Raw genomic sequence first — 19,353 nt, 5'->3', positions numbered from 1 at the left:
TGATGATGAAATCGAAGTTATTGAAATATGCGGGGTTGGCGCTGGGCGTGTGCCTGGCGCTTCCAGCGGTGGCCGCGCCTCTGGACACCACCGGCCTGCGCCTGGACAAGGTGGTACTGGTGATGCGCCACGGTATCCGCGCGGCTACCAACACCGCCGAGTTGCAACGCTGGTCGGCCAAGACCTGGCCAGCGTTTGGTGCCCGCGACGGTCAGTTGACCGCCCATGGCCGTGCTGCCACCGTGCTGCTCGGCCAATGGCAACGCCACACGCTGGATTCGCTCGGCCTGTTCAACGCGGGGCAGTGCCCGCAGGCGGGGGATGCCTACGTGTGGTCCAGCCCGGTAGCGCGTGCTCAGGACACCAGTACGGCGTTGGTAAAGGGGATGTTCCCGGGTTGCAACGTAGCGATACACCATGTGCGTGAGAGTGAAGACCGGCTGTTCCACGGCGACGAAAATGGCCTGGCACCACTGGACCCGGTGCGCACCCAGGTGGCGATGCTGGCAGCCATGGGTGGCAGCGTAGACGCAGCTCGCGAGCGCTTTGCGGCGCCGTTGCTGGCCATGCAGCACTTGGTAGGCGTGCCGACGCTCTGCGGGAAAAAGACCTGCGCCCTGAGCAAGCAACCCTGGACGCTGAAAGAGAACGCAGGCGTCATCAAGCTCAGCGGTCCGTTGAGTGTGGGCGCGGCCATGAGCGAAACTTTCCGCATGCAATACGCCGAAGGCTTGCCACTGGACCAAGTGGCGTTTGGCGAAGGTCGCACCGCCGCAGACGTATCTACCTTAATGGCCTTGCGTTCGGGAAAATACGCGCTGAGCAATCACGTACCTTACATCGCCCAGCGGGGGGCTTCGCAATTGCTCGGACAAATCCTGCTGGCCCTGCAACCGACATCAGTGGGCAGCCCGCCTGGTACCAAATGGTTGGCGTACGTGGGCCACGACAGCAACATCGCGCAGTTGCGCACGCTGCTGGGCTTTGACTGGAAAATCGCCGAATACCCCGAGAATGACGCAGCACCGGGCGGCACTATTGTGTTTGAACGCTGGGCGAACGACCGCACAGGCGCGCAGTTTGTAAGCGTTGCCTATGTGGCGCAGAGCCTGGACCAATTACGCAGTTTGTCCGATGCACCGCCCTATCAGGTGCAGTACCAGGGGTATGCGGGAGAGGGATTGATGCCATTGAACGGGTTTGTTGGCGAGATGGAAAAGCGCATCGATCGGTCTGCGACTGAGGTACAGCACTACGACAACCCGTGATCATGGCGGTAGACGTTTAGTGGTGCACTGAAACTACTCCTGTTGATGGCTGCATAGAAGTTTGCCCCGGCGCTGGTCACGAAATAGCCGTCTTTAGTAGCTACGAGTGACGGCTGGCTATCGACCGTTCGGCCACCCTCACCACAACCTGTGTTCGACTTAATATTTAGGGCTCATTGTGTGACTTGGTCCAAACACACTTGTGAGACATGGTGATCAATCGCTCGTTTGCTCGTCGATTTCTGAAAAGGCCGGCCTTCTTACAGTCAGTTGACGGCTGACGGGAAGCTGCTAAGTGAAATCTTTGTCCGAGTACCTGTGAGTTTGGGGATTGGAACAGGATCTACAAACGCTTCGATGCCTGGTCTGCTTGCGGTAAGTGGCTCAGGATCTTCAAGGCGCTTGTGGCTGACCCCGGCATGGAGTGGGCTTTCATTGATTGCAGTTATGCCAAGGCCCACCAGCACAGTGCCGGCGCCATCAGCGGAGATGATGAAGCCATAGGGAAAATTCGGGCCGGCAACACCAGCAAGATTCACTTGGTGGTGGCGGGCACTGCAGACCGTTTCGAGCTGGGGATGCACGACGCGGGTCCACGTTTGCAGAGTGTCCCTAGAACCCGTCTGTTGGTCGCCTTCGGTGTCATCGAACTCGGCGTGATTTCGCTCTACGCTCAAGCGCAGAATTTTCCTCGCGCTCCAGGTCTTTCAACCCTGGTTTCATTCAAGCAGATGAAGACGGGATGCAAATGCTGTGGACGGTTCCGGCGGCTGGTCTGTTCTCGTGATGTACGGTAAGGGGCAATGGCAGGGCTTGGTTTAACCACCCTGCCTGGGCTGTCGAGGCAACAAACTGGACTGGTTTATGCTGTAAGCACAAGACTTTCTAGGGACCCGCTGTGTCCGGGGAGCCGGGGGAAGCCTAATCGCTAGTTAATCACCTCAATACCGTGCCCAAACAGCACCAACATAGCCAATGCTGCGCCAGGCTTTACCCGATTTTCGATTTCATTTCGGTCTGCTTTGAAAATATCTGCATCAAGTAGCGTGTCGCCGTATTCTGTGTCAGTCAATTGTCTAAAACCCATATCCCAAGCTGCAAAATTCCGCGCACTTATTTTATTTTTTGAAAGCAGAAATATGTCTGTATGACGCTTGTCCGCTTCGATCGACAGGTAAGTCTTGCTGACGTCCGCCTCATCACCTTCAAGCACCTGCAATATTCCACCATTTGCGTACAGAAGCATGCCAGTGATGTTGCGAGATTTATTGATAAGTTTTGCAGTTTGATGAATTTCGGCAATCACTTCTGGTGCACTGCTGACCAAACAACTGGTGTAAATCAACTGAATGAGTGGCATGGCTCTGTTTGCTCCACAGTTAAAAGAGTGTGCATTTTCTTCATTAAGTTCAGGGCTGGGCATGTCCGTTTATCATTGCTCCAAATTAAGCGGATTAATTTCAGCAGTAGTAATGGAGGTAGTCGAATTTAAATTGCTTGGATGCTTGGGCTTATGCATGTCATTGGTAATTCGTGGTAGCAGCCTTGCATATTCATCCTTCACCGCCCCAAAACACTCACAAACCAGCCTCTCCAATCCTGCACGGTCAACCACCTGAACCAGCCCACGCTTGTATCGGATTAACCCGCCAGCTTGTAGTTTGCTCGCCTCGATGCTTACGCCCTCTCGCCGCACGCCGAGCATTTTCCCTATGAGTTCGTGCGTTATCGTCAATAGTTCCGAGGGAACAAGGTCGACTCGCACGAGGAGCCAGCGGCAAAGTTGCTGCTCCAGGCGGTGATGCAAATTACAAACTGCAATTTGAGTCATTTGAGCAACCGTAGCTTGGGTGAAGCGCAAGAGGGTGCGCATCATTGCCGAGTGTCGGTCAAACTCCAATGCCAAATTGCGGGATGACAGACGATAGGCTTGACCGGCGTTCTGAACTACTGTGCTACTGGAAGTTTTACCGCCGCCCAAAAAGAGCGAAATGCCCACCACGCCGTCACGCCCCACGACTGCAACCTCTGCAGAGTCGCCGTTTTCCATCATGTAAATCATCGAGATGATTGCCGTCGTAGGGAAATACGCGTACGAAATCGGCTGTCCGGGCTCCGCCATCACCTGCCCAGCCTCAAGGGTCACCAGCTCAAGGTTTGGCAGCACGCGATCGAAATCTGCAGTTGGCAGAGTTGCCAGCAAGTAGTTATCTTCCGGACGAACGTTTAAATACACAGGCAAATTTCTCTGGAAATTTTGGAAGTTTTTCTGAGGGGCAGAGGGTAGCTGTTTGGATTGGTTTGGTATGTTCGTTACCGCACATAGCCGCATAAATGTAGGCGGCCCGTCTGGCCACCGTCACGATCGGCTTTGAGTCGCTCCACTGCGTTCGACATGTCCACCTCAAGCATGGTTGAGCACGCACGGTAGCACGCGGTCAGCCCGGCGATACCACGTTGCCATGCACTCATTTCCGCAGAAACACTTGACCTCAACCATAGCTGAGGAATTAAGGTTCGTGGCGTCACAGAACTATCCGCAAGAAAGCAGTGATGAACAAGCCGAACCGCCCCAGCCAAGCCGCCACATCCTCGGCGGACGGCGCCAGCGCTAGCCGCCGCAACCTGCCGCGGGCAGCGCTGGCCGGACTGGTGGCTGGGGCGCTGACCTAGGGCACGAATGATTGTTCCCTTACCAAGTCCTCCAAAACCGCATGACGATATTTTTCGCGCAACCCGCAGGGCCGGGCCCGTATTAGCGCGATGCAGCGTTTCTCGATTGTGTTATCGCTGATGCAGCATTGACCCTGCTGCCGACTTGGCGTTGCCCCATAAGTATTCAGCCCAAAGTCAGACCTGCTAACTCTTTACGAATTAGAAGCCTGGGTCAGCGAAATTTCGGCAGCTGGGTCACTTCTGCATCAGCGGCAACAGGTAAGCATGCCTCCATACGTCACCTTGCGCCGTCCGCTGCATGAGCAGCTGGCGGTTAATTTTCGGTTACACCATGGCTGAATCCTCTGTGTGGTGGCGACTGCAGGGAAGTAAAGCAAGCAGCGCAGCAAATTTGCTCTTCCTTGATGTGACTGTCGCCATGCCATTTGAACGCTGAGCTGCTATTGCTATGATGGTTGGACCGGAGAAGATGTTTAGGGAGGAACACGCCATGATTTCCAGCCTCGAATTGCGTCATATCATTGAATCAAGCTTCTTGCCCCTGAAGTGTATTTGCACCGTCAACGGTGTCGGCACAATGACAATTCAACTGATAAATCCATCAACGAATCGGGTGGATCTGACTGCGCCAGGTATCCCGATCGCTACCTTGGTCACGATGAGGTCTGTGTCCGATCTTGTCGCTCAAGTAAGGGAGGAGTACGGATTGGTTCAGGTGGCGAAACGGGACTCCAGTTCTCCGCTGAATCGTCAGGGATAGCTTTAACATCGCCGAAGGGTGGATCCGCATGCCGCCTCGGCAATGATGCTGGTTTTAATCGATTTGGTTTGCTGCAATCTTTGGCCCGACGCTCAGCGCCCTAACCACGATGATCTGCTGCATCGGCGGGCTGATCTGCTCGTCGTAAATATGTTCGAATCACTCCGTCCCGACCATTTATTCCTGAGTAACATCAGACAGTTAAGCCGGTTATCTCAACCGGCTTTTTTGTGCCTGCGCAATAGATGCGCAAAGCTGGTGCAAAACTATCCGATGATTTCGCTGATATTCAGGTCCGGTAGCGCATCAGACGATTTCTATGTGGTCTCGCGGGTAGTTACGTGTCATTTTCTCGGTTGCGTGCCCAGCGATCTTCTGACCATCTTTTCCGTCCCTCTTGTAAAGGTGCAGTGACAATGCCCGGACCTCGTGGAAGCTTGGCATCTGCTCGTCAGTCCGCGTCGCGTACCCGTGGCGCTACGCATTGCCAAAGTGCTAACTCAGCTCCTGAGCTCATAAGCCCTGTAAGGACTATCGAACACACAACAGATAGATTGCGCATAAAACCAACTCAGTTCAATCACAAATAAGTTGGAAGAGAGCTGCTCCCTCTGTTCCAACTATTTCGAGCATTCAGGTGCTGGATTTTTTGTCAGGCGGGTCGCTAGGGACGCGAGCACCGTCCGCACCTGGAGCGCCATCGGCGCCTGGCGTACCGCCAGGGCCCGCTGCGCCACCCTTGCCGCCAGAGCCTCCTTTTCCGGGTAGAGTTCCACTCCCTCCAGCACCGCCGGCACCACCATGTCCACCGTTGCCGCGGTTCCCTCCGGAGCCTGAACGTATGTCCGTGGGCGTATCATTGGCGGCCATGGTTGTTACTAAGAGTGTTGTTTGGGTGGTTGGGCGCTCAAAGGCCATTGCGAAATGCGAAGGTGTCAGTAAGACCGCAAACACGCTGCATAGCGGAAAGATGATCAGCTTCTTCATGGGTTAACTCCTCGAAGGTTAAAGATCAGGTTTCAATCGCGTCCGCCGCCATCGCCACCACCATTCCCTGCCAATTGCAGCAGAGGTGGTGAAACGTTGATTACGTGACTGCTGGGTTGCTGCCCTGCTGGGGCTTGAATTTGAGACGCGGAAACAGACGAGCAGGCTGCGAATGCAACGCTTAAAGCAGTGACGCTGGTTACAATTTTCATTGTTGCTCTCCTGGTAAAGGGTTAAAGCATGTCCGGACAATTTCATGCCGCATCGCTGCTATGAGCATTGACGCGACACGCTAGCTGGCCGGCATTTCAACCTAACCCAGCAATATTTTGTCGCAACGGAAAATCCTGTCTGTTTGCTGAACAAATTTTTTTGCGTATTCGAAGGCAAATTGGCGCCCTAACTCTCAGCCAGCCGAGCGGTCAACTCGAAGCAGTATCGCAGCCAGGCGCAGCGGACAAGTTCATGGGCGTGTTGGACGAAATCAACGGTCGATGGGGGCGAGGCACTCTGCGCTCTGGCAGCGTTCCCAGTAACCCGGAATGGGCGTTAACCGTCGTCCCCACAACGCGGATAACTGTCAGATCTATTAAATACTAAGGAAGCTATATTATTCGGGAGGCTCGAAAACTATAAGACAGTGATCTTTATGTCGTTATTTTGTAAAAGGGATGTGGAATAGAGTTTATTGATAGGATTGCTATCCGCCATTCTTGGCCGCTAATCCAAAGAGTAACCATATCCATTTGATTGGTAACTCAATTCAAAGGGATTACATTGCAGTGATTATTGTTAGCTGCCTATTTAAGTTACTGTTTTTAAAAATAAATCCCTCAAGTAAACGGAGACACCTCCCGATACAGTGAAGGCCTGACTTCTGTGGCTCAGCTAAATAAAAATTCCTGGAGTATTCTATGGAGATATTACGTAACATCCAGCTTTCTACACGATTGATGTCTGCGTTTATCGCGTGCGCCATCATCACGCTGGGAGTGGGGATCGTAGGATATTCGGGTGTAACAACACTCGATAAAAAAATAAACGGAATCGTTAGCAATAACCTTGTTTCTGTTTACAACACTGCCAATGCCCGCGGAAAGGCTTTTGCGTATTCGAGAGCTCTGCATGCTGCCCTGTTAATCAAGTATTCTAAGGGAGACCAGGCGGCATTTGACGCGGCAGTGCAATCAATGTCTGATAATCAGAAGGAGGTTGAGCGGCTATTCAAAGACTATCGCCAAACACCTCTGCATGATGATGAGCGTGTGGCGGGGGACCAATTCGAAAAAACTTGGCCAGCCTATACTCAGGGCGCGAGCAAAGTTATCGCTTTGGCAGCGTCGGGCGACCTTGATGGAGCTACCCAACTATTCCGGGAGCGAGTTTCGCCTGCTTTCAAGGCCAATGTTGATGCGCTTGAAGCCGTGGTTGCGTCCAACTATCGCCAAAGCGGTGAGTCTGCAGTAGCAGCACAGGTCGCTACTGCGAGTGCTTACTGGGCATTGGGCATCGGGGTACTGACAGCCTTCCTCGCTGCCGTCGCTTTGGGAATGATCATTACCCGCTCAATCACGCGTCCGCTTTACATCGCGGTACGCAGCGCAGAGGAAGTGGCTGATGGTGACCTTTCTAAAAGCATTGAAATCAGCGGGCGTGACGAGGTCGGTGCCTTGCTGAGTGCATTGGATAAAATGCAGAAGAATCTTCGCGTCACAGTAAGAGAGATTGGCGGTGCTGCTGACCAACTTGCCTCGGCATCTGAAGAGCTGAATGCAGTCACGGAAGAAAGCTCACGTGGCCTGACGCGGCAGAATGATGAGATTCAGCAAGCGGCAACAGCAGTGAATGAAATGACCGCCGCAGTCGAAGAGGTTGCCCGAAATGCGACAGGCGCTTCTGAAGCTTCTGAGCAAACTAGTCGAAATGCTTTAGAAGGGCGTGATCAAGTCCGTAGCGCTGTTAATTCTGTGGCTGCAATGGCGGACGAAATTGAGAACTCAACCGGCAAAGTTGAAGTTCTGGCAACTCGCGTTAAAGAGATTACAAAGGTGCTTGAAGTAATCAGGGCCATCGCGGAGCAGACCAATCTACTTGCTTTGAACGCAGCTATCGAAGCAGCACGGGCAGGGGAGCAAGGTCGGGGTTTCGCAGTTGTAGCTGATGAGGTCCGTGCGCTTGCCCATAGAACCCAAGCGTCCACGGCGGACATCGAGTCGATGATGCAACAGGTACGTTTGGGCGCTGAAGAGGCCGTTCTCGCGATGAATAAAAGTAAAGCGTTGGCGGCCGATACGCGGGCGCAGTCCATTGAGGCCGGCCAGGCCCTTGACCGCATCACCGATGGCGTTTCAATCATCAACGAAAAGAACCTGGTGATCGCGAGCGCTGCTGAAGAGCAGGCTCAAGTTGCACGAGAGGTTGACCGTAATCTGGTCAATATTCAGGACCTGTCCGTACAAACGGCAACGGGGGCACATCAAACTAATACCTCGAGTTTAGAGTTGTCGAGATTGGCGACGTCATTTGGCGTGCTGATTAGCCGATTCAAAATCTGATCAGACGAGGTCATTAGCCACCATTAATACCGTAAGGTGCGATCCACGCTTGGCGTTAGCGACAGCGTTACGGTCTTCCCAAACACAGAACGCCAGATGTTTCACATCAGGCATCCTCAGGTCAACACATCAGGGTTAATGCTGGAGAGTAAGGCCGTGGGTTAGGATTTAGGTGCGAACCTGCTGTTGATAATATCTTTCAATTTCACCACTCGCTGATTCAGCGTTCTCGCCACTACATCCTCAAAGCACTCAAACAGATGAGTCTGAAGTCGCTTCCGGTTACCACAAAATAACCGAGCACATTCCCGTAGCAAACGCGACAGAAATAGGGACTGTGCTCATTGCGAAGATACCGTGCAACGGATACCAAGCGAAGCACCCAGTAGCCGCTACTATGGCAATCCATCCTGTATGCAGGTGTAACGGTAACCTCAACGTCCAATGGTATTAGCGATTGCCATGACCAGCAATCCCGTAAGTATTCCTGCACCCACGGTAGCAATGCTGCCGTTCTTTTGGCCGAATTGAGTCTTGCGGTCCTCTTCGGTGACACCCATGGCGCGAAGGCAACTACCCAACGAATGCTTTGAGGTCGTGAATCCTGATGGAGCTCCGGCACGCCGGTCTCCTGATGGATCTGTCAGCCAGGAGAGTCCACCGATGACCTTGTCGCGGTATTGCAACCAGGCGCATCGGGCAAGGTCATGGGCGTGCTGGACGAGATCAACGGTCGATGGGGGCGGGGCTCGCTGCGCTCAGGTAGCGTTCCCAACAACCCGAAATGCTCAATGCGCCACGACTTCATGAGGCAGAGCGATACCACGAAGGTGGATCAGCTCTGGACAGTGAAACCCAAGTAGTTTGGGTTCGGCAGAACGCCGTGGGTGGGGGGCTACTTCACTCAAGCTTTGCTTTAGTTTGCCGACAATTCCTAAGCGAGCAAAAAATCGATCAACGCCAGGAATTTGTTGCGATGAGAAACCTTAAAGTATCAGTACGCGCAGCACTCAGCTTTATGTTTATCGCCTTGTTATTGGTTGCCCTGGGTGGTATTTCCGTTTGGAAAATGGGGGAAGTCCGCGAGACTGCCAGAGCTCTTCAAGACGATGCATTCGCCAGCGTGGTGGTTGCCGACCGAATTAATTCCGCGATGCTGCGCCTGAGGCTGGAAGTCCGCCGACTGCTGTTCAAGACCGATTCGCAAGACATTGCCACGTCGATCAGTACGATAGCCGCGCTTGGCGAGGAATTAAAAAAGCAAATCAAGCTCTATGGCCCTTTTGTTTCAGGCGAAGATGCGAATCCAAAAGAAGTGCAATTGTTCAAGGTCATGTCTGACAACACTGAAAACATGCTGGTTGCATTTGACGAAGTGAGCTCACTTATGCGGCGAAACGAGCCGACTAAAGCGCTGGCTTATCTAGGCTCCAATGTGACTCCTGTTACACCTGTTCTTGACGAAGCCGTGAGCGGACTTGTTCAACTGAACATTGATGAGGCGGCAATCTCCGGAAAAGAATCTGAGGATTCGTATCAAAGTGGTTTGACGTTTATTGTTTTTATAATCACAGCTGCATTGCTGGCGACTGTGATTCTGGCCGTACTGTTTACCAACAGTATCGTTACACCCTTGCGCGACATGTTGCTTATCAACGAAACAATCGCTAAAGGTGATCTGCGCAGCGTGATTAACGTTACAGGCAAAGACGAATTTTCCGACCTGATGCGCTCTACCCAAATCATGCAAAACAATTTGCGCGATACTATCAAGCTGATTGGGGATTCCTCCACTCAACTGGCGTCCGCTGCCGAGGAAATGAATGCGGTCACCGAAGAGTCCAGTAAAGGTTTACTTCGCCAGAATAATGAAATCGATCAGGCAGCCACCGCAGTCAATCAAATGACCGCTGCGGTCGATGAAGTGGCGCGTAACGCTGCTAGCGCGTCGGATGCGGCTAAAGCCTCTGATCAATCAGCACGTACAGGAGCGGCGCGGGTAACGAGCACGGTCAGCGCCATCGAGAAACTAAGCAAGACGGTGCAGAACACCAGTGTCGATGTAGAGCGTCTGGCAGTTCAATCCAAGGACATTAGCAAGGTGTTGGAAGTCATTCGCACGATTGCCGAACAAACCAATCTCCTGGCATTAAATGCGGCAATCGAAGCTGCACGGGCGGGTGAGCAGGGACGCGGTTTTGCTGTAGTGGCCGATGAAGTCAGGGCTCTGGCACATCGCACCCAGACCTCGACTCAGGAAATCGAACAAATGATCGGCGATATACTCAAGGGCACTGCTCAGGCCACCAAGGCCATGAGTGAAAGTTGTGAGCAGGCCGATGGCACCCTCAGCATCGCTCATGAAGCAGGTGCCGCGCTGACCCTGATCGCGAAAGCAATCAATGAAATCAACGAAATGAACCTGATGATTGCTACCGCATCGGAGCAGCAGGCGCAGGTCGCCCGTTCAGTCGACGGCAACCTGATGAGTATTCGCGATCTTTCTATTCAGAGCGCAACGGGGGCTAATCAGACCGCCGCAGCGAGTTCCGAGCTTTCACGCCTTGCTGTGGACATGAGCAAACTGGTGGGAAGGTTTGCGCTCTAGCGTTAGCGTCGGCCAATTTTTCGGTTTTCTACGTAATCACACCAGCCGAGCCAGAGCTAGCAACCTCGCGGCTTTATCAGGCCATTCCCACACCTTGCTCTCAGACGCGATTAGGTTGATGAAAAAACTGCTTTGGAAGCGGTAGGCCGGGTTTGTCGACCTGGCTTCATAGATAGCAGAGCGGAGGTAGTTCTGCTTAATCTCTGTCAGCGCGATGGTTACCCAGAGGATCTTTCCACCGTTTCGCAGGCCGCAGCTACCGACAAGGTTGTTAAAACCCTATCGCTTATTCGGGGCAATAAAACAGTCTGGGTAATCCTGGCGTGGGTGTGCGCTTCATGCCTGGCATGCTGCTCGCTGAGAGATTTCTACAGATATCCGTTTTTTTGACGATACAGCTTATGAACTGCTCGAAACAGCTGCCAATACGTTGCCGACAGGTGTTGAAATGTACAGAATTTTCCTTTTTTTTTATGATATGAGCATATTTTTGCAGTTTATTTTCATCGGTGCTGAAGTAGCAACGATCCATATCAATCGCTTCGCATTCTATGTGCGGTCAGCTTTAAGCGATTACGTCAAATGAGTACCTACCCAGTAAGTGATAATGATGAAGAGCGCATTCAGATTTTGAATGCTTTCGCGCTGATGGATACGCCACCTGAGCACGAATATGATCAGATCGTCCAAATGGCATCTCGGATTTTTGATGTACCCATCGTTCTGATTTCTTTAGTACACCGCGACCGACAATTCTTCAAAGCACGTGTTGGCCTCGATGTGTGCGAAACGGGTCGTGACGTCTCATTTTGTAATTTTGCGATCATGGGTCGTAACGTTTTTTTGATACCTGATGCATCGAAGGATGAGAGGTTTAGTTCAAACGCCTTGGTTGTCGGAGCTCCCCATATTCGCTTTTACGCGGGGGCGCCACTGATAACGGCCACGGGACATGTGCTGGGTAGCTTATGCCTGATCGACCATAAGCCCCGAGAGACATTCTCAGACCGTGACCAGCTTGTTCTTCAGGACTTGGCAGTCTTCGTTATCGAAAAAATGGAGTTACGGCGGCTCGAACTCAAGAATGAAGACAGTCGCACTCGGTTCACGAATATCACGTCTACTTCACCCGATGCCATTATTTGCTCAAACAGCAAAAATCAAATCACCTCGTGGAATAATTCGGCCGAGCTTATTTTCGGACATAGCTCCGAAGACGCAGTTGGAAAGACTCTCGACATCATTATTCCGCAAGAGATGCGCTCCAGGCATCATGCAGGTTTTTCGAGGGTAGTCTCAGGCGGCCCAACCCGCATCATCGGAAAATCCGTCCACCTGATGGCCCTGCATCGTGACGGCCATAAAATACCCATCGAGCTCTCGCTCTCACAATGGACTGAAGCCGGGGAGCCTCAATTTGGGGCGATCATTCGTGACGTCACCGAACGTGTGGCGGCTGACAAACTTCTGAAGCACGCTGCTGAATACGATCATCTGACGGGCCTCGCTAATCGATCAACACTTAAGCAGCGGATTAAAGAGGCTTGTGACGCGCAAATAACAGCGGCAATTCTTCTGATCGACCTGGATGGTTTCAAGGATGTTAACGATACGTTAGGCCACGCCGCTGGTGATTTTGTCCTCAGAGTGACGTCAAATCGTCTTCGCGAACGCGTACCGATGTGTCATATGGTGGCCCGTCTGGGTGGGGACGAATTTGTAGTTTTCATGCCAGAGATTGTAGATGAGCCCACAGCGATTGAGCTTGGTTTGGCGCTAATCGCACTCATTGAGGAGCCTATAGAGTTTGAAGATAATTCTATTTATATCGGAGCCAGTATTGGCGTGTCGATGAGGTCAGGCTCCGATTACGATGGGGAGCAAATGCTAGGCAACGCTGATTTGGCGCTCTATCAAGCCAAGTCTGACGGGCGATCCCTTGTTCGTATGTTCACCTCCGAACATCGACACACCGCATCAAAGAGAGGGGCTCTGAGCTCATCGATGCGCCAGGCATGGGCGAACAAAGAGTTTGAACTGTATTACCAGCCCCAGGTACGACTTGCAGATGGCGCTATTACCGGGGCCGAAGCACTTATACGCTGGAACCATCCAACATTGGGTGTCATGTCTCCTGCGTTTTTTTTACCTGTACTGGAAGCAGGCCTTCTAGCGGTACCGGTGGGCGAATGGATATTGCGCTCAGCCTGTGAACAGGCAGCTCATTGGCGAAATATTGGCTGTGACGGCTTCAGGATCGGCGTCAATTTGTTCGCAGCCCAGTTTCGTACGCGCGACTTTGCTGAAACGGTCGAAAGTGCGCTTAACGACTTTTCTTTACCGGCGAGCGCACTCGAACTGGAGATTACAGAAAATATAATTTTGCGAAACGAACAGCGAATTATGGAGCCCCTGCGCTACCTTCGCTCGTTGGGTGTAGGCATTGCGTTCGATGATTTTGGTACAGGCTATGCGTCTTTGAGCCTTCTGAAAGACTACCCGGTCACACGCCTGAAGATTGACCGTTCGTTTGTAAGTGGCGTCGAACGTAGCAAAAAAGATGAAGTCATCATCGAGGCTGTTGTCAGGCTGGCTGCAGGCTTTAATCTTCAAGTCACTGCGGAAGGCATAGAAACCCGCGAACAGGAAAGTCTGATGCGGCATTATTTATGCGAAGAGGGCCAAGGCTACCTGTATGGTCGTCCTATGAGGGCTCAGGAGTTCACTGAGCGTTATGTCTCAACTGCGCAGGAGATCGCAAAGCTCAATTGATTGAAGCTTGCCAAGCGCAGCGGGCCGATGAGTCCTTAGCAGGCTAGCATCCGGAGGATCTGATCGATAGCGACATAGCCGCGATCAAGTCCGAGCGTCATGCGGGTTGCAAATGGGTTCGTTACGTCCAGCAATGCTGGCAACCTATCTGCAATTACCCGCTTTTCGATAGCCCGCTGCGGTCGCCTCAGATTCTGAGCCAAATGAAATTCGGTTTTTGGACGATACTTTGGCGTAGCTCGGACAGCCTGTTGGTAGGTGATAAATGTGGCTGTTTTTGTTCCCGACGATTGCTCCAGCGGAACTTGAGCTGATCACCTTAGGCTCGGCGGGCAAAGTCTTCACCGCGCGTGGGGGGAGGGCGCTTACAACACCGTCGCCAGATGGCTTGTACCCCGATGCCCAGGAACGTTGGCCCGTAACGAAAGGGTTTGCATGGCCCATGATCGCCGTGATGCGTTTGTTTCGCTCAAGCTCCCAGGGTGTAACTGGAAACTGTTTGTCCCATGCCATCAACAACTGTTGCTGCTGACGCGACATGTTCAGGTTGTAGCGATCAAACATGTAGAACGTCGTCCTCGCTACCAGGCCCTTCACTTCATTGCGCGGTTCTGCGACACGCTGATCGAAATCGACCTTGGTCTTGCATTGACCGTACTGCGGAGCGATACCAGACGCCATCCCGTAGTTGAAATTGCTCCGATCGCCATTCACCTCACCTACCGACGGGTACAGGTTGAATAGGTCAGCCTCCATCGATTGAAATACCGGGTCATCTTTCACGCAGTGTTCGCGACCGCCGTTCTGCCAGCATTGGCGCTGATGTCCGAATGTCCAGGCTGGAACGATGTGTTCCCATTCAGTTCTTTGCTCGCGCTTCTCTTGTTTCCTCGCTTTAAGACCGCAAGATCCAGCGTCGATGCGACCGCCGGATTTACCTACCCACGTCCACTTGCAGCCGCAGTAGAGATCGCCCATTGAGCTACTGGCCTGGTCGAGATAGACCTTCTGTTTTGCGACGATTTTAGCTTCGGTGAACGTGGCAGGAGGGGCGGCGAGGGCGGTTAGGATTGATGATAGAGAGAGCGCTACAGCAAGCAGTATTCTTTTCATGTTCACGTCATTGGAAGATCAAGCGCCGCAGTATACGGGCATCTTTTGCCAGGCGAGATGCGCGCGGCAGACGCATAGGCTCAAAAGAAAAACCTTTGAAACTTAAAATTGAAAGCGTTATGCCGCCCACGCCAGCTTGTCTTTCCAGTCTCGCAGGACGTTAGGTGCATCCCCCTGGGCGGCTTGGGCTGAAGTCATAAACGACAGCGGTTGTTTCGCAGAGGCTGGGCGCGTTTGAGTGTGCGCTGCTGGCGACTAGCTGCTGGTGAGTGGGTAGCCCTTGGTGATTTGGAAGCCCTGAATAGTCTTGGCGACTAAAGAGTTTTGGATGATTCCGGCTCCGTCGCCGTTTTGTGGTGCCGCGAACCGGACATCGAGCTTTGTTGAGCCATACCAGTGGCGAACCCAGCATCTCCAGTGACGAAGCGCGACCGGAGCATTGATGTCACAGATGCATCACCACTCACAAGCTGGACCAAAGCTGTACAAAAATAAATATCTGTACAGTTTTCGATAAAGTTCTCAATCTTCGTGCCGACATCGTGGCTGAAACGTTTAGTCATAAAAAGTTGTGGATAGCCGAATCCGACAGACAGACCAGGGCATTCGAGAAAACTGAGCGTTCTTGCCCATAAACCACCTACAAACTGTCCCATTTGGGCTGCGAGAACCTCATGAATATCCTTGCTCCTGCCGTACACCTGGCTAACCGATTACGCTTTCCAACGAAATTCGGCGTGCTTGCCATCATCGTCCTGATCCCTCTGGTTCTGCTTGGTACGCGCGTCATCAATCAGATCAGCGATAGCCTAGAGGTCATTCGCTTGGAACAATCGGGACAGGGCTATCTATTGGACGTGACGCCTGTACTGCGTTTATCGATGTTGCAACGCGCGCTCACCAACCGCTTGCTCAGCGGTGATAAAACCGCACAAGCCGATTTATCTGCCAACCAGGTGAAGCTAGAGGACGCATTTTCGAAATTGGCGGCCACCGACAGGCAGTTCAACACCCAGTTGGAAACCGGTGACCGAGTCCAGCGCCTGCATATGGGGGCCCAGCGGTTGGTCGAATTGGCGAAGGCTGATGCCAACCAAAGCGCGATATTCGACGATTGGAACGATCAACTCACCGAGACGTTGAACTTTGTTTACTTCATATCGGCCACATCGGGGATGGTGTTGGATGAAGATTACGCATCGCTGTTCATGATCGACCAGAGCACCCTGAGGTTGCCACGGCAAATCAATATCGTCGGGCAATTGCGTGGGCTGGCCAGTGGGCTGCATGACGGGCAAACCTTGAGTGCAGGCGCGCGCAGCGTAATGAAGTCGACGCTCAAAAATGAGTTACTCATCCATCAAGAACTTCAGCAAAGTCTTGCGCTGCTGGGTCGCAGAGAACCCGGACTCTCCGACAGTATTCAGGCACCGATCAACAGAGCTTTCGTGGGCCTGGACAGCTTCCGCGCTGACCTCGAAGCAGTAATTGGCGCGACAAGCGACACCATTAGCGGCGCACAGAACTTGCCGGCCAAGGGCAATGCGGTGGTGGCTGAGTTGTACAAGGCGCAAGACACCCTGCAAGACGCATTGCTGAATTCGCTTGAACGCCGAGTTCAGGAAAAAAACTCGGAGCGGTTATCCATCATTGGCATGTTTGCCGTTTTTGGCCTGTTGCTGGTGTATGCGTTCAGCGGCATTTACAGCGCCATGCGCCGCACCATTAACGACGTTTTGATTGCCACCCAGCTCATTGCGCAGGGTGATCTGAGCGTGCGGATTAAGGTGCGAGGCAAAGATGAAATGGCCGACGTCGGCAGCGGCCTAAACCATATGGTCCAAGCCTTTAGCTCCTCGCTTGCTCAGGTTGAGCGCAGTTCACAATCGGTCTCCGATGCGGCTGAGCGCATAGGCGTGTCGATTGACCGTGCTAAACGCTCAATGAGCGCCCAGCAGAGCGAAACCGAACAAGTCGCCACGGCCATCAATGAGATGACCACAAGCGTTGCGGACGTGGCGCAAAACACCGAAGGTGCAGTGCAAGCCGCCGAGCACGCGAGCCAGTCCTCCAACGCCGGTCTGGAGAAAATGCAGGAAACCCGCGTTACTATTGAAGCCTTGGCCAATGAAGTGGAGCGCAGCGCTGAAAAGGTGTCGGCGCTTGCACAACACAGCCAGCAGATCGGCGGCGTTATAGAGGTGATTCGCAACATCGCCGATCAAACTAACCTGCTTGCGTTGAACGCCGCCATTGAAGCGGCGCGCGCCGGTGAGCAGGGTCGAGGTTTCGCGGTGGTCGCGGATGAGGTCAGAACCCTGGCCTCGCGCACACAAAACTCCACTGAAGAGATCCGCCGGATTATCCAAGAGCTGCAACTGGCGACGGGCGCCGCCGTCGAGCAAATGAAAGCAGGCAAACTACGCGCGCAGGAATGTATCGAGTCGGCCGACCAGGCCTCGACAAGCCTGGAAGCAATCAATGACGGCGTCGAGCAGATCGTCGGCATGAATACCCAGATAGCTAGCGCAGCGGTTCAGCAGCATGCAGTCTCGGAAGATATCAACCGCAATGTGACGGAGATTCGTAACGGCAGTGTTGCGCTGATGGAGGGCATCGAAGACAACGCCTTGACGGCGCAAGAGCTTTCGCTGCTGGCAGGGGAACTGCGTACTGTCGTTTCGCGTTTCAAGCTGTAAGGCGACACAGGGGAACTCTCTAATTATAGGGATCCCCTGCCTTTGTTTGCCGTCAACCCATAGCCCCTTGAAAGTATGGATTGTAGCGGTCTAATGAAACCGGACACCCGTTTAGGCGATTATTCTCGCCAGATAAAGGTGTCTGATGACCAAACAACGTCGTTCGTTTTCCGCTGAATTCAAATGCGCTGCAGCCTTGGCGGCAAATGCATCCTCATTGGACGTCGCTTTTCTGCTGGTAAACAGAACGTTGCTGGAAAATGACTGCATATCTGGCGCAGGAGGAAATGACGTTTACGGCTTTAACTTGCAAGAAAGTTGGACGGTCATGATACCGACACCTTCGTGGCGCATGTTTGGCGAAGAGTCGCGATTTCAACCCTACGGCTTTTAGTACCGAAAGGATAACAATGATGTCTGCATTGGACGCCGTCTACGGGAAAGACAAAGGTCTGAAAAGGCGCGCCACAGTCATATGCCGCCGGGATGAGCAGATACTTTTTGTCCGCAAACGCAATGCAAAGTGGAACCTTCCGGGTGGCCGTGTCGAACGGGGTGAGACGCCGCTGCAAGCGGCCATGCGCGAAATGGCAGAAGAAACCGGTCTGACTTTCGATCAGTTGTCCTATGTCTCCCAGTACGAAGAAGACAATGTCATCCATTTTCTTTTCGAAGCGCAGAGGTCAGGTCGTCAGAAACCGCGGCCCAGCAACGAGATCGACGCCTGCCGTTGGCTGAATGCCAAGGAAGCGTCCAGGCGAAATGTCCGTGCTCCTATCAGATCACTTTTGAAGCGCAGTGCCTCTGATGTGCATGACCGCCAGATCCTGCTCGACGCCGGGTAGACATGTAGTTATCCAGGGTGGGCTTGTAATTGCCAGGTGGCTTGTGAGCCCGGTTAGACTGCAAGTCTTGCAACCGGTACGACAAACCCAACCCAAAAGCATTAACAATCACAGACGGATGTCATCCGGCCCGCCAATCAGTGCTTCGATTCGGGTTCCTGTGATCTGCTCTTCGTTTGAAAAACCATCATAGTTAGCGAGCTCCCCAAAATTAATACCTGTCAGCTGTTGGATCTGGGAGACGCTGCGCCTATATGTCCTGAGTTCGCCAAAGACCAGTTCGAGTTTTCCGAGCTCTGAAGTCTGGCTAATCATGTAAGCGCTGGCGGAAGGTCTGCCGTCGTCTGCGAGAAAGGCGACGACTTTCCAGAATGCCTTGGGTATTCGCACGCCTCTGTACGTCGGGTCGTCATCGCGGAAAACAGGCCCGGTGAAGATCGTTGCCCGCGCTTTCCAGCGGCGAGTGTTTTGAAGAATATAATCCTCAAGTTCCAACCACGTCTTTTGATTGAATGCCGCCATCTGCGGCGAGCAGTTGGTGAAATGGAAAGTGTCGTTGTTAGCGATTTGCGCCTCGGCTCCCCAGTTTGGATCCTGACGGCGAACCAGGTGCCCTCTGTCCAATAAATTGTCGCGATACAAATCCTCTCCAATCTGTGCTTCGGTGGGTATGCGACCGTCATATGCCCAGACGTCCTGTTGCCGAGCTATCTCCACGCTGCTGGAACCCTCCACGTTGACCCCGACATAAAGTGCGATGCGCCGACTGCGGGACATGGTTATCGAGAAGTGGGTGTAGTCCAGGCGGTTGTCTGTATTGCCGACCTGATAAACATCCTCCATCAGGCTCGGCGTCGTTGGCCAAGGCACTGAGAAGTCGCCAAGAAAATCGCTCTTGTAACCTTTTCGATCTATCAATTGCTCCGCCGGCGTGACCCGGACTTGCGGGGCTGATCGCTGGGCAGTGGCGAGCAGGGATGAGGTGGCAACTATGGGCCGAAGATCAGCAAGACGAGGTCGATGTGCAAGATCGACAGGGACGCGTTTTGTCGGCATTACACTGTCTCTGC

The 19,353-nt window shown here is 53.0% G+C and carries 14 protein-coding genes and 4 pseudogenes; 12 read left to right on the top strand and 6 right to left on the bottom strand.

From position 1 onward, the window contains the following. The first annotated feature begins 2 nt into the window (after positions 1-2). Both OYW20_RS14870 and OYW20_RS14865 read left to right on the top strand, forming a co-directional pair. A complete protein-coding gene (locus tag OYW20_RS14870) occupies positions 3-1,268 on the top strand; it encodes a histidine-type phosphatase (RefSeq protein WP_268796725.1) in 1,266 nt (421 codons plus the stop codon). A 323-nt stretch (positions 1,269-1,591) separates the two neighbouring features. Then, a pseudogene (locus OYW20_RS14865) lies at positions 1,592-1,816 on the top strand (IS5/IS1182 family transposase); the annotation flags it as partial. A 380-nt stretch (positions 1,817-2,196) separates the two neighbouring features. On the opposite strand, the gene OYW20_RS14860 reads toward OYW20_RS14865, so the two are convergent. Together OYW20_RS14860 and OYW20_RS14855 are read right to left on the bottom strand one after the other, a co-directional pair. Continuing rightward, positions 2,197-2,691, bottom strand: a complete 495-nt coding sequence (locus OYW20_RS14860; RefSeq protein ID WP_268796724.1) for a BLUF domain-containing protein — start codon at positions 2,689-2,691, stop codon at positions 2,197-2,199. Positions 2,692-2,700: 9 nt separating this feature from the next. After that, positions 2,701-3,504 carry a Crp/Fnr family transcriptional regulator gene (locus OYW20_RS14855; protein ID WP_268796723.1) on the bottom strand — a complete coding sequence of 268 codons (804 nt, stop codon included), beginning with the start codon at positions 3,502-3,504 and terminating at the stop codon, positions 2,701-2,703. A gap of 888 nt (positions 3,505-4,392) precedes the next feature. Here OYW20_RS14855 and OYW20_RS14850 point away from each other — a divergent pair. Next, complete coding sequence (locus tag OYW20_RS14850; RefSeq protein WP_328284782.1) at positions 4,393-4,704, top strand: DUF1652 domain-containing protein; 312 nt, start codon at positions 4,393-4,395, stop codon at positions 4,702-4,704. Positions 4,705-4,970: 266 nt separating this feature from the next. Here OYW20_RS14850 and OYW20_RS14845 read toward each other — a convergent pair. Then, positions 4,971-5,172: pseudogene (locus OYW20_RS14845) on the bottom strand (integrase); the annotation flags it as partial. 551 nt (positions 5,173-5,723) lie between these two features. Further along, a complete protein-coding gene (locus OYW20_RS14840; protein ID WP_268796721.1) occupies positions 5,724-5,903 on the bottom strand; it encodes a hypothetical protein in 180 nt (59 codons plus the stop codon). Between the two features lie 253 nt (positions 5,904-6,156). Between OYW20_RS14840 and OYW20_RS26325 the strand changes: the two genes are divergently transcribed. The 6 genes and pseudogenes from OYW20_RS26325 (at position 6,157) to OYW20_RS14815 (ending at position 13,626) form a co-directional block, all read left to right on the top strand. Beyond that, positions 6,157-6,291: a DUF4113 domain-containing protein gene (locus OYW20_RS26325; protein WP_408005410.1), complete on the top strand. Its 135-nt coding sequence runs from the start codon at positions 6,157-6,159 to the stop codon at positions 6,289-6,291. 314 nt (positions 6,292-6,605) lie between these two features. After that, positions 6,606-7,340, top strand: a pseudogene (locus tag OYW20_RS26320) (MCP four helix bundle domain-containing protein); the annotation flags it as partial. A gap of 42 nt (positions 7,341-7,382) precedes the next feature. Next, positions 7,383-8,246 (top strand): methyl-accepting chemotaxis protein, encoded by an 864-nt coding sequence (locus OYW20_RS26315; protein ID WP_408005519.1) that lies wholly within the window; start codon positions 7,383-7,385, stop codon positions 8,244-8,246. Between the two features lie 644 nt (positions 8,247-8,890). Next, positions 8,891-9,109 (top strand): annotated as a pseudogene (locus OYW20_RS14825) (DUF4113 domain-containing protein); the annotation flags it as partial. Between the two features lie 155 nt (positions 9,110-9,264). Further along, on the top strand, positions 9,265-10,854 hold the full coding sequence (locus OYW20_RS14820) for a methyl-accepting chemotaxis protein (protein WP_408005518.1): 1,590 nt from the start codon (positions 9,265-9,267) through the stop codon (positions 10,852-10,854). Positions 10,855-11,436: 582 nt separating this feature from the next. Further along, a complete protein-coding gene (locus OYW20_RS14815) occupies positions 11,437-13,626 on the top strand; it encodes a putative bifunctional diguanylate cyclase/phosphodiesterase (protein ID WP_268796717.1) in 2,190 nt (729 codons plus the stop codon). Positions 13,627-13,770: 144 nt separating this feature from the next. Here OYW20_RS14815 and OYW20_RS14810 read toward each other — a convergent pair whose 3' ends face one another. Next, entirely contained in the window at positions 13,771-14,739 is a 969-nt protein-coding gene (locus OYW20_RS14810) for an endonuclease (protein WP_268796716.1), read from the bottom strand. A 674-nt stretch (positions 14,740-15,413) separates the two neighbouring features. On the opposite strand from OYW20_RS14810, the gene OYW20_RS14805 reads away from it, so the two are divergent. The 3 genes from OYW20_RS14805 to OYW20_RS14795 all read left to right on the top strand — a co-directional run bounded on the left by OYW20_RS14805 (position 15,414) and on the right by OYW20_RS14795 (position 18,283). After that, complete coding sequence (locus tag OYW20_RS14805; RefSeq protein ID WP_268796715.1) at positions 15,414-17,438, top strand: methyl-accepting chemotaxis protein; 2,025 nt, start codon at positions 15,414-15,416, stop codon at positions 17,436-17,438. 145 nt (positions 17,439-17,583) lie between these two features. Next, positions 17,584-17,832, top strand: coding sequence for a hypothetical protein (locus OYW20_RS14800; protein WP_268796714.1), 249 nt, complete (start codon positions 17,584-17,586; stop codon positions 17,830-17,832). A 19-nt stretch (positions 17,833-17,851) separates the two neighbouring features. Continuing rightward, complete coding sequence (locus OYW20_RS14795; RefSeq protein WP_268796713.1) at positions 17,852-18,283, top strand: NUDIX hydrolase; 432 nt, start codon at positions 17,852-17,854, stop codon at positions 18,281-18,283. 108 nt (positions 18,284-18,391) lie between these two features. Here OYW20_RS14795 and OYW20_RS14790 read toward each other — a convergent pair whose 3' ends face one another. Beyond that, positions 18,392-19,339 carry a DNA/RNA non-specific endonuclease gene (locus OYW20_RS14790; protein WP_268796712.1) on the bottom strand — a complete coding sequence of 316 codons (948 nt, stop codon included), beginning with the start codon at positions 19,337-19,339 and terminating at the stop codon, positions 18,392-18,394. Positions 19,340-19,353: the final 14 nt, after the last annotated feature.

This window comes from Pseudomonas sp. BSw22131, assembly GCF_026810445.1.
Classification (GTDB): Bacteria; Pseudomonadota; Gammaproteobacteria; order Pseudomonadales; family Pseudomonadaceae; genus Aquipseudomonas; species Aquipseudomonas huanghezhanensis.
This window is presented reverse-complemented; position numbering and strand designations above follow the sequence as displayed.